At 38.7% G+C, this 11,943-nt stretch carries 7 protein-coding genes and 3 pseudogenes; 7 read left to right on the forward strand and 3 right to left on the reverse strand.

Features of this window, described 5'->3' with window-relative positions:
- The first annotated feature begins 428 nt into the window (after positions 1-428).
- From drt3a to AB4589_RS19390, 4 genes are all read left to right on the forward strand, one after another.
- The gene (gene drt3a / locus AB4589_RS19375; protein WP_372101536.1) at positions 429-1,655 is read left to right on the forward strand and encodes an antiviral reverse transcriptase Drt3a; all 1,227 of its coding nucleotides are present in this window, start codon (positions 429-431) and stop codon (positions 1,653-1,655) included.
- Complete coding sequence (drt3b, locus tag AB4589_RS19380) at positions 1,656-3,680, forward strand: antiviral reverse transcriptase Drt3b (RefSeq protein WP_372101537.1); 2,025 nt, start codon at positions 1,656-1,658, stop codon at positions 3,678-3,680.
- A gap of 478 nt (positions 3,681-4,158) precedes the next feature.
- A complete protein-coding gene (locus AB4589_RS19385) occupies positions 4,159-4,296 on the forward strand; it encodes a hypothetical protein (protein ID WP_155412941.1) in 138 nt (45 codons plus the stop codon).
- 125 nt (positions 4,297-4,421) lie between these two features.
- Entirely contained in the window at positions 4,422-5,120 is a 699-nt protein-coding gene (locus tag AB4589_RS19390) for a hypothetical protein (RefSeq protein WP_048664427.1), read from the forward strand.
- Between the two features lie 159 nt (positions 5,121-5,279).
- Here AB4589_RS19390 and AB4589_RS19395 read toward each other — a convergent pair.
- Positions 5,280-5,495: pseudogene (locus AB4589_RS19395) on the reverse strand (IS5/IS1182 family transposase); the annotation flags it as partial.
- A 228-nt stretch (positions 5,496-5,723) separates the two neighbouring features.
- Between AB4589_RS19395 and AB4589_RS19400 the strand changes: the two are divergent.
- Both AB4589_RS19400 and AB4589_RS19405 read left to right on the forward strand, forming a co-directional pair.
- On the forward strand, positions 5,724-6,614 hold the full coding sequence (locus tag AB4589_RS19400) for an aspartyl/asparaginyl beta-hydroxylase domain-containing protein (RefSeq protein ID WP_017102383.1): 891 nt from the start codon (positions 5,724-5,726) through the stop codon (positions 6,612-6,614).
- A gap of 23 nt (positions 6,615-6,637) precedes the next feature.
- The gene (locus tag AB4589_RS19405) at positions 6,638-7,486 is read left to right on the forward strand and encodes a DMT family transporter (protein WP_372046027.1); all 849 of its coding nucleotides are present in this window, start codon (positions 6,638-6,640) and stop codon (positions 7,484-7,486) included.
- Between the two features lie 387 nt (positions 7,487-7,873).
- Here the strand turns inward: AB4589_RS19405 and AB4589_RS19410 are convergent.
- A pseudogene (locus AB4589_RS19410) lies at positions 7,874-8,484 on the reverse strand (transposase).
- 837 nt (positions 8,485-9,321) lie between these two features.
- Between AB4589_RS19410 and AB4589_RS19415 the strand changes: the two are divergent.
- Positions 9,322-9,681, forward strand: a complete 360-nt coding sequence (locus AB4589_RS19415; protein WP_016800120.1) for a hypothetical protein — start codon at positions 9,322-9,324, stop codon at positions 9,679-9,681.
- 17 nt (positions 9,682-9,698) lie between these two features.
- Here AB4589_RS19415 and AB4589_RS19420 read toward each other — a convergent pair.
- A pseudogene (locus AB4589_RS19420) lies at positions 9,699-11,943 on the reverse strand (conjugative transfer relaxase/helicase TraI); the annotation flags it as partial.

Raw genomic sequence — 11,943 nt, forward strand, 5'->3', positions numbered from 1 at the left:
ACCAAAGGCAATAAAAGGGGAGTTCAACATCTTGCCAGAATTAACGGACGAGCAGATAAGTGATATTAGAGCTGAGTTGGATTTTTTGAGTTGGTAGTTATCTTGAATCACTATAAAGCCACTTTTCGGGAGTGGTTACCGTGGCATTTTCTAGCTCGAAAATGCCCCAAAATGCGTTACGCCTCGAAATATAAACTCAGATAATCAGCAACTTTATACATACAAAAAGTAATGAGTGGCAATATAGGTAAGACCTGCCCCACCAGTTTCAAGGAAAGTAATGTGGTTTGTATACTCACCATACAAACTTCGTTTATATAAGGCCTTTCAGGCAAGAGAGCTAGTTTGAAAAATTGCATATAACATGATATTTATCAGTGTGTTATATGCTATGATACCAAAATGATTGAAATTATTGGAATAACCTAATGACATCTCAGGCTATCTCACCTAAAACCTTAGGCCAGTGTATCTATGAAGGTGATATCTACAATTGTGTCGATATACTCGATCCTGAAAAGAAGAAAGAGCTCATCGATTCAGCTTATAGTTCCTCTTTATCCTCTGAACTATCTTTCTCTACTGTGCAGATAAAAAGAAATGGTAAAAGCTGTTATACACTGAAAGATTTCGATCAAGTTTTAATATCACGGAATTTGGCAAAGAACTTAAGAAAGGTATTAGATAAATCTAAAAGTAGAAATCAAATATCTAGACAGTTAGTACAACACCTGAAAGAAGGTACGAGTTATCGAATATACCGATTGGATATTAAGTCATTTTTCGAAAGTGTGGAATATTCAACCATTCAAAGTTCATTAGAAAAAAGTAAAGTCAGTAATCAAACAAGGTTATTAATTAGCTCTATTGTTAAAGGATTAAATCAAACTGATAATAAAGGTATACCAAGAGGATTAGAGTTTAGTCCAAGTATAGCTGAGCTAGTATTAAGTGATTTTGATAAAGAAATGAAAAATCACAAGGATGTCTTTTTCTATTGTAGATATGTAGATGATATAATTATTATTACTACTGGATTTGAAGATCAAAAAATATTTTTGAAATGTATAAAAGGAAAATTGCCAAACGAACTTTCTCTTAACTATAACAAACAGAAAGTCATTTTCGTTGATAGTAGAACTAAGCAAGATAAAGTCGTAGCGACATTTGATTACCTTGGATATAACTACTCAGTTAGAGATACCGAGACTAGAGCAAACAAAAATCTCTTTCGTGAAGTTGATATATCACTTTCTACTTCAAGAATGAAAAAGATCAAGACAAGAATATCAAGATCTCTTTTTTGTTTCTCTAAAGATGGTAAGTTTGAAATATTAAAGCAACGCTTAGATTTTCTTACATCAAATAGGTTAATGAAAGATAAAAAATCGAAACGTATTATTGCCACAGGGATATATTACAATAACGTTAATTTGACTGATGATAGTGAAAGCCTAATAGAAATCGATGAATATTTGAAAAAAACAATTCTAGGTTATGCATGTAAACGTGGTTCTAATTTTACTAACACACTCTCTAAAAGTCAGAAAAGAGAGTTACTAAAATTTTCCTTCATGAATGGTTATAGCAATAATAATTATAAGAAGTTTTCACCGAACAAATTAGGTGAGATCAAGAATGCTTGGAGGTATTAAATGAAAAGTATAAGACTAGACAAAAAAGATTACTCTAGAGCATTGTTGACCGATACATACCCAGCAGATGTCCCAATTATATTTAGTAATGACGGGTTATATATAAATGGTCATATTGTCAAAAAATCAGTTTCTGATAGCAAAACAAAAGTAGTGTCTGATATCTACATGGCCCTAATAAATCCTGAGCTAAACACTTCTTTAAATATAGCTGATAGAAAAAGAGACCAGCTAAAGCAAACCACACCATTTAAATATAAGATAATAAAGAATGATGTAAGTTTAAGAACATTATCTCTGATCCATCCTCGATCTCAAATTAACTATTCAAATATATATAGAGAGCATTCTGATTATTTGGTCTCTTTGTGTGACAAAAGTGATTTTTCTATAAGATCCCCAATGAAAATTTGTAATTCATTCTATATTAAGGGTGAGAGCCAAGTAACGAGCAATGCCTATAAAGAAATAAAAATAGAAACAATAGAAGAAGAAATATACAAAAAGCATGCATCTTCATATTTTTCATATAAAGGGTTTAATCGTATTCATAAGCTATACTCTTCTCCTTTGTATAAAGAACTTGAGTCTAAGTTCCCGTTTATGTTTTTCCTCGATGTAGCCAATTGTTTCGATAGTATCTACACCCATACAATTGCTTGGGCTGCGAAAGATAAAGACTATATAAAGGATAATTACGTCTCTTGGTATAACCAATTCGCTCAGAAACTTGATACCACTATGCAAAGAAGTAATGCCAATGAAACAAATGGCATTCCAATTGGTTCGGAGTTTAGCAGGATTTTTGCTGAGGTAATTTTCCAACGGATAGATATTAACATCGAGAAGACTCTTAAGAGCGAATATTCATATGTTAATAGGGTAGACTATCAAGTTTTAAGATATGTAGATGACTATATTGTATTTGGTATGACAGATGAAATATGTACTGTCGTTTCTAATACTATAAGCGACTGCCTTTCCGAGTATAATCTTTACATTAATTCGGAAAAAGTGACTAAACTTGAGCGTCCTTTCTGTACAGATAAATCTAAAATTATTATTTCGATGTCTAAGTGTTTGGATTACTTCGAAAACACGATATTTTCAAAAGAGCACCTTTCTTCAAGAAAGTACTTCCCTGCTCAAATATACAAAAAGCATAACTTCATGAATAAGTTCATGAATGAAGTTAGGCTCGTTGCATTAACAAGCAATAAAAATGGTTATTCAGAAGTTTCATCATATTTAGTTTCATTCTTCTCAAAAAGAATCGAAGCTGCAATGAATTGCTATTCAGAGTATATTGAACAAGGTGGGAAGGCGGGTATATTCATAGCAAATATTGAAATAATGATCGAGTTGATGCTGTTCTATTATAAGGTTCACCCAACGGTAAATGCATCCAATAAGATAGCAAAAGTTATTGTTTCTTTAATGGTATTTTTGAAGTCAAATCAATCACTATCTACATTTGCCCCTCAAATAAAACTGTTGATTACTAGTTCAATTATAGATTTCACCTTTGATAGAAATAAAAACGGAAAAAGGAAAGGTTATCTTTCGATCGAGCGTTTGAATATAATTTTATCTACTAGTGACTTTGGTGATTGTTTTCGACTTCCAGAGTCTTACTTCGTTGATCTAGTACAGACCTCTTATAAGCTTAATTATTTCGAAGTGATTTCTTTGCTTTATTACTTTAAAAATCATCAGGAATACCTTGATATTCAAAGCCAAGTTGTAGACTTTGCTATTGAAAAGCTCTCTTCGTTCGAAAAGATAGAAAACGACTCAGAGCGTGTTCATATGCTTCTTGATTTAATTGCTTGTCCTTACTTATCAGAGCCTCAAAGGGTAAAGCTACTCTCCATTATTTACGATGGGATTGCTGACCCAAAACCTTCGGAACAATGTTTACGGTCATACCTTGTTGCTATCGATAGTGTGTATTGGTTTGTAAACTGGAAAAATCTAAATATCAAGCAACTAATTGAACGTAATGAATTGAAATCTCAATACTAATGCTATAGATTATGCACGTGGCGGAGGTCACGCCATATTACTTCTTCGACTCCTGCTCTTGAAGGCTACGCTGATGACAGGTTACTTGATTCAGATTGTTGGATGGGGCGTGGAACGACATTCGGTTATTGAAAACAGTGATGATTTACCGGAGACGGGACGTCATTTGGGCCGCAAGCCCCTCATGAGCAATTACCTGAGAGCGCTGAAAGGTGCCACACACCAGATGTTGAAGCGTGACCTTTTCCCACCGCACCTATTATATCCCCTCTTTGGCTTCTAGCATCAATAGGGAGTTTAGGGTCAAATCTTGTATTTTGCCACTTGAGATTTTGACTCACTTTTCCTAATCTAACGTAACTAAACTAGATTGTAAGCTTAGCTCATTCATGTCCAGAGGCTTCATAGAGCTGAAATTCTACACGTGGCACTTTTCTCTCAAAGTGCCTGCTAGCTAAGATTGTTACATACTAGAACTATGACATTTGATGACGAATATCTTATTGCGCCTTTAGCACTCGCAAATGGAGAGCTTAAAGTAAATGTTATATGTGAAGAATATGCTCAAGAAGATATCAAAGTAATGGATCTTCACATTAAACAACAAGAGCTATAAAAAGGCATTTAAACTTAACTAAAACAGTAGGTTACGTTTATTTTAGCTAGACATTTTAACCCGCAATTTTAGTCCGCTTAACGCGGCGATAGGTGTTTCCTAAAAGTTGGTATTACAGAGGTCTTATGAACGTGTTTTTATTGCCACCTGAAAGGCACTTTGATGGTGGGTTAGGAGCAACCGCAGGTGAGTTTAAACGCTCGGCTGAAGAGCTCAAAGTTAATAAAGGTACTGCTTTGGCGCATTTGCCGGTTTGCTATTTACAGCGTCATTCAATTGAACTCTACTTGAAATCGTTAATAGTGATCCTTCACAAAAAGTATCAAGTTCCATTTGGTGATGGCTTTAATCTTGAAAAGCCAGCTGTTTTTGCAAACGGTAAATGGAAATTAATGAGTAATACTCATAATTTGACAGACCTTTATACGTACTTTATTTCGGTTTTTGACTCAGTGAGTGCTCAAATGCCCACGTCAACAAATTGGACAATCGATCCAAAGTTGAAATCCAAGATAAACTTAATCAATGGGTATGACCCAAATAGCACATACTTTCGCTACCCTAGCACCTTAGACGCAAAGCGCGACAGTATGAAATCTGAAGTTCAGCCTACAGATATTGAGGAGACAATTGCTCGTGCAAATTCCTCTGATAGTCCAGCAGTGAAGTGCGTTGTTTTGCTGGATAGAAATGATCAGGTCGTTGAGACATATGACTTAGCTAGTAATGCGATCCCTGATGTCCGAAGTGCTCTCGATTATACAGTGAACTTTCTTCATGATATCCATTGTGCGTTTCTAGGTGAGTTGACAAATTGGACCTAAACACCATACAAGTTTTTAAGGTTTCGAGATACTTTTCCTGATCGTTCAAGGTTAAGTTAGTGCTATTGGACTAGCTTGCTTATGTCCATTTTTTAGGTGTTTGGGGGCTTTGTGGTGTAATTCAGTTTAGAGACAGAGTCGTCCCGTTTAGTGTGTTTCTTAGTCAAGACGATAAGTTACAAGCATACCTAACCCAGTAAGCTTGTTCAACGCTTTTATCATCGCGTAAGCTACCCTCCTGTGCATTGTAATTTCTTAAGTTCATCGTCCTCCTAGCGACTATTTAACTCGATACATCGCTGTTTCTGACAGCGAGCGTCTGTGGTATCCATACCGCTCTTTCCAAGACTTATTTGAGCCGTATAACTTCTGGCAATCGAAGTTCATTTTTATCTTTACGAAAGTGTTCCATTAGTCAGCATGCAATCTTTTTATCCGAGTGCGTCTCAATGCTTTTCTTATTTAAATTAGTATCGATATAAGAAATAAATAACGATAAATAATGTTACAAGTGGAACACCACTTGTAACATTATTTAGATTTATTGTGCAACATTTGGTGCTTCTGATTATTGGAACTGCAACTAGTGTTAAGGGTAATTATATGAAAAAAGTGATATCGAAAACAAAAATATTAGGAAAGATAGACTTTAACAATGAAGCGTTAAGGCGTGACTTAGCTGTTATTGAGCGGTTTCCAGTATTTGATGAAGAGTACAGTGAATTTAATCAAGGGACATGGATTAATAACTCTTTGTGGAATGACAATGGCGATTATCGCAATACTCAATATAAAGACTATCCTGGTGAAGCAAAGTTGACTGAGTTAGGGCATGAAACGCTCTACATAAATGAAGTGATTCATCAATATTTTGATGTGGATAATTTAAAGATGGTCAGAACTCGAAACCTTATTAATGGTCAGGTCATTCCACATAAAGACTTCGTAGAGTTCGGTCAACAGAAAGAGAAATATCTTCGAGTCCTAATTCCGTTAGAATCGCCGATGACGTCATACCATAGTGATGAAGATTATGGCGTGTTTCGGATGAGAAAGGGGGAGATTTGGATGCTTGACGCGAGTGTGGTGCACGCAGCTTACAACTTTGGTCAAGATAACCGAGTTATTTTGTGTCTTGACTTCCAATTTGAGGGAGTCGATAAACTCTATCCAGAAATGATTTTCACAGATCTATCTACCGGCGATAACTTACAGCATCCTATGGTTTTCAAACGACAAGCTCTTACCAAGAAGGACAGGCAAGACTTCGTGAACGAGCTTGCCCGTTCAATCCACAATTTAGAAGACATTAAAAATGCAGTGTTCAAGCTGTCTTTTGCACACATTCACCACGACATCCCGATACAAGAAATCTATGACATTTTGATTGAGCTGACTCAAAACAAAGGGCAACACATCCAGAGTTATTGCCGAGAAATGAAGCAATATTATATAGGGAAGCGTGGTCTAGGTCAGCGTTTTACGTTAGTTTGATCACGATAGAGAAAAGACCAACAATGAAATATATAGGCTTTATATTTATTTTCCTCTGGTCTTCTGGTTATATTTCTTCGTCAATAGGGTTGATGTACACCAACCCATTGTCGTTTATAACCCTGCGAGTGGTCGTTGCGTTGTTCGTATTCATTTTGCTCAATTTCTTATTCGCAGAGTCTGGGTCGGTTATGTCGCGGAAAGACATCATAATGTCGTTATGGGTCGGATTGTTTATCCAATTTCTTTACCCTGTTTTATTCTCTTATTCACTATCTGAAGGGATAAGTCCTGCAATGCTCACGGTAGTGCTAGGGCTTCAGCCTGTAGTGACACTGATGATCTCACGCGGTTGGACTTCTAAAATACAGATAGGGGCAATAATAGGTTGCGTGCTCGGCACGGTGCTCTTGTCTGTTGAAAACATGAGCCTAGGGACGAGTAGCGAGGTTAACATGCTCTATGCTGTGTTGTCGCTGTTAGGGATTACATTCGGTACCGCCATACAGAAACGCTATTGCTCGCATATCCCAATTCAAAAAACGATGGGGATCCAATGCTTATCAGCTTTGCTAGCTTTAGTGCCGACGACACTGTTATGGAGCGAATTCGCCGTAGAATGGACTGCGCCGTTTCTTGTGGCCTTACTGTGGCAATCAATAGCGATATCCTCGTTAGCGTCTGTTTTGTTGATCCATGCACTTAAATCTGGAACCGTGACGAATGTCTCGACATATTTTTCCTGTGTTCCTGCATGCACCTCGGTATTATCTTACCTGATTTTGGACTCCGAATTGACCATCATTATGGGAGTGGGTATAGGCTTCATTTTCGTGTGTACGTATCTAGTTCAAAATTCACAGTCCACCTGAATATCGCATGGTAAACAGTAGAGGGTTAAAGTACTGGTGTTTCTGAGGAGGCTAAGTTGTTTCTATCCTAACACCTAGCTAGTTGGGCAGACAGTGTGATCACACTAACATTCAACTTTTCGAAACACGTTTATGTCCATTTCAATTCACGATACTTTACTATCACACTCGAAGAACGATTATTTGCCCTATATTTTCTAATCAGTGTACTTTCTAGAGTGATTAGGGCTAATTAATTGCTTCACATCATTATATGTTCGCAAAACTTGCTGTTCAGACACATTCTCAAACTGTGTTTATATACAGATTATCTGAACAAGTGCTTTAAAAAGCGGCTTTGTTGCGTAATTCAGTTTAGAAACAGAGTCACCCCGTTTCGCATGCTTTTTAGCTAATACGACAAGTTCCAGGCACACCTAACCCAGTAAGCTTGTTCAACGCTTTTATCATCGCGTAAGTTTCTCCCACCTGCGCATTGTGATTTCTTAAACTCAATCGTCCTCTTAGCTATTGTTTAATTCGATACATCGCTGTTTCTGAGAGTGACCACACTCCCAGAAGGTTGCCCCTCCTCTTGGAGGAGCAAGCGCACGGCTCGCTTAATCATAATTGCATCGTGACAAGCTCTCGTTCGTAAGTGCCATACCAGACATCCCAAGGATGCTTCGGCGGGTTTGTTTCAGTAAGTTAGGAAGGACTTCGCCATCTGTAACCGTCGATAAACTTAGCTCGCTGCAATAATCTCATGAGTGCTTAGCTCTACGGCTGATGCAGGTGTAATGCGGACAACTTAATGGAACATGGGCAAGTCTAAATACCGAGTCGATAAATCCTTGCAGCGCTCTCAGTGGTATAGAAAAAACTCACTTCACCATGAGCGCTGTCGTGATAGCTAAATCACTGAATCGACGTGGTCTTCTGCGCTTATTCTGTTTGCTTTGCGACCAACCACTTATCGCCTCTTCATCAATCCAAAAGGTCAGAGAGCCACGGTTAATGAGTGATTGGTTGTATTGCTTACAGTTGGTTGTTTTGTAGCGAGGTTTAGGTTAGGCATAGGGCTACGAGAAGGAGTGAATGTAGCTGATCAGATCGTAGGTTCTTGATTTAGTCCCACTGAATAACGCAACAAAGCCAATAACAGTCATAGATCAAAACTGCCGCTCGCGGTCAAGATGGTGTCGTTTTTTTACTGATAAATAAACGCTGGATAACACTATTTTAATTATTAAATTGAGGGCGGAATGACGGATACAATATCGCCTTTCTAAAGTCATATTTCACTGTTATTTCGTTTTACGAATGGCCCTGAATTCCTAAAAGGTGTTGTGATTTTTTAGTAGTGTGATCCATTTTTCACCCCAACCCCTTTTAATATGGGCGACTTTACCTAATAATATAAAGCCTTAGAGAAAGCACAAATTATGTAATCGTTTAACGAAGTGGCCCTGTCTTTTCAGTTTATCAACCACACACCACGCTAAATCGAAAACGATTTAAATGGTTGTCTGATTTAAACATAAAGTCAATACAATCAATAACTTATGATATAAATAGAAGAGTGAATATTTTGGGGGGGAAATTTTCAAAATTTCAACTAATTAGCCGCTGAAATCCAATGTAGATTTACATCATAAATGCATCAATTGTACTTAATCCCTTTTCGAGAAAGGTCTGAGAGCTTGTTTAAAGTGGAAGTGATGTACTAGTGATTTATTAGCAATTAACTCGATGTTTTTAATGATAAATAGTGAGCTTTTTTGCAAGCATGTGATTTAATTGTAATGTAGGTAAAGTGTTGTTTAGAGGGAAATCTAAGAAAGGATGGTGGGATTATGGCGAAAGCTTTTTCTGTACAGAGTTACATTCGGGGTGAATTGGAGCAAGATTTTAAGGTGTTCAGAGACAGAGAAAAGTTAGGTGATGCGGAAGCCGTCAGGCAACTTCTCACGCTGGCATTGAGGATCAAACTGAACGATAAGGAAGATGAGCGGCCGTCTAACCGCGAGTTGATGGAAGAGATGTATCGACGGATCAGGATGATCCAAGGGACGGGTAATTTAACCCACACACAAAGTTTTGATGGTGTCGCGTTCCATGAAAATAAAAAAGATGCAGTAGAAATGCGTAATTTGGTTTCCGCTGATGTGGATAAAAAAGTGGATGCTTATCTTGCAGGCGAAAAAAAAGGGTAGCAGCAGCTACCCTCTTATTATCGCTCTAACTCTCTGTCGATTTCTCTGTCTTCCCAATGGCTCTCTTTCTCTGATTGATTAAATTCCATCTCTTGTTGAGGTGAATATTCTTTTGGCTCAAAGTGGTCGAGTGATTGGCTGTCGAGTTCTGTTTTCTCATTATAGTTGAAGGTGTCTAATTCCCTCTCCTGATGAGACGTGTGCGGCTCACTTAATTCAAGGTTATGTGCACTGTTATCTCGCTCTAGTTTATCAATGCACGATTTGATGTCCTCTTTAAGGTTATCATTTGACATGAATTGGATGTCTCGGCCATTAAAGTTCTCGACGATTTTTTCAATGTTGTTCGGGTTTAAATCGTGATTGCCATGATTTAATACAATAATGATGTTCTGTCTTAGTTCATCGGTAGAGATGTTTTGAATGTCGTTCTTATGATTGAGGTTAATAATATCAATCTGTCCTTGGGTTTGGTCTCGAATTAGAAACGATTGTTCAATCGATGTGCTGATGATGGTGGTGTTTAAATTCTCCCCTTGATGGAATCTTGTTAATTGTTTGGATTTCGTCCCTAGGGTTCTTGGGTTAATGTCTAGGGAGGTATCTTTATTTCCTTGAGTGTCTAAATAGGTCACTTCAATGGCTTTGGTTTCGCCTTCTTTATTGTGGATGTTGGTTAGCATTGCAGGGTGAAGGGACCTATCTTCGGATGAATAGACCGCAGAGTGGAATTTTACATGGTTGTTTTCGATGTTATTGACACCGAGCTTGTTTAAGTACGTTTGGGCGAGCGTGTTATCAATAGGTAAGCTTTGATTTATATAATCTTTAGCTCTTTCTTCAAACTTCGCAATATGCCTTGGGGTGGTGCTCAGTAATTTGTCGTGTTTACTGTTTTCCTCCAATTGATATTTGTCCGGTTCGTTTAGCATCTTGTTCGCTTCATTCATCGCTGCTTTATAGCCCATTTCCTTATGACTCATTATAAGGTTAATCAATGCGCCTTTTTCGCCTGTGGTGTAGTCTTTAAAATACCCACGATGTTCTCCAGTTAGGGTCACTTTAATCGCGGAAGGACCTATGCCAAAGGTTAAATAATCACGGTCTGATTTGGATTGGTTCGGCTTGCCTAATAACTGAACGGCAAGGCTTTCTGTGTATTTTGGTAGCTGCGTCTTGATGTGCTCCTTAAATAGGGCGTAGTCAAAGTCACCGCTTTTATTTTGGAACCGAACGTCCTCGTGAGGGAGGGCGTTTCGGTTAAAGTAGGTGGTGTCTTTGGGGGGCGTTTGGTTGAGGGTTTCTATTGCACTGGCTTTATGGCTTTCTTTAGAGAGCCAGCTTTTGACCAGTTGTTTGGTGTTGTCGGTATAGAGTCGAATGTGCTGGCTGGCACGGGTCACATCGATACCGGCGCGTCTTAAATTGGTCAGCGCGCCTTTGCTTTGAATGGCGCTAATGACGTGTTGATGAGTGGACCCTTGCGCCATGTCTGCGGTTCGACTGTAAGCGTAGTCCCAGTGCCCATCTTTAAGCGCCTTAGGGTTAATGTTGAGTGTTTGTCCAGCTTTAGATTGAGCGATAACACTGCCTGGTTCTGCTTGCGTGATGCGGTATTCCACGTTGGCTTTGATACCGCGGTCTTTATCGATAAAGCGCGTGATGATTTTATCGCCCGTTGAGAGTGGTTTTTCTGACGTAGAGAACAGCGTGGTGAAGCTGTGGTCACGGTTACGCGGTAAGAACGGCCTAGTTTTACCTGTCGCCGCGTCTTGAAGTGTCACCATGCCATGCTCTGAATCCACGTGAGTGATTGTCGCGTACTCACCGGGCCTGGTGCTCAGTACTAAGCCTTTTTGATAGGGCATCATGGTGGTGAGTTCTTCTCCGGTTGCCCCGATAGAGCGCAGTCTGGTTGCAATGATATTTTCTTTGCCAAGGTCATTATTTTTCATTAACCCGACACGGATGTATTCGGTGATGGTGTCACGCTCCTTGTTGGTGTAAGCGATGATAAGCGTGTTTTCTCTGGTTTCTGGGGTGCGCTCTAAATAGTCTTTGGCGACCACATAGGGCAGCTTCTCTGTGGCGGTGAGCTGCGCTCTGCGTCGGTCTTTGTCGTTTTCATCCAGCGTAGAAATGACATGCTGGCTGTTGCCCTGGGTATCAGGGGTTTGCTGCTGGAGTTTGTCTAGGGCGCTGAGCGGCTGTTTATCAATGGTGTTTTGCTGTGCATTGTGCAAGGTGTCATTTTGTGGACGT

It is taken from the genome of Vibrio sp. 10N.222.49.A3, assembly GCF_041475145.1.
Taxonomy (GTDB): domain Bacteria; phylum Pseudomonadota; class Gammaproteobacteria; order Enterobacterales; family Vibrionaceae; genus Vibrio; species Vibrio tasmaniensis_A.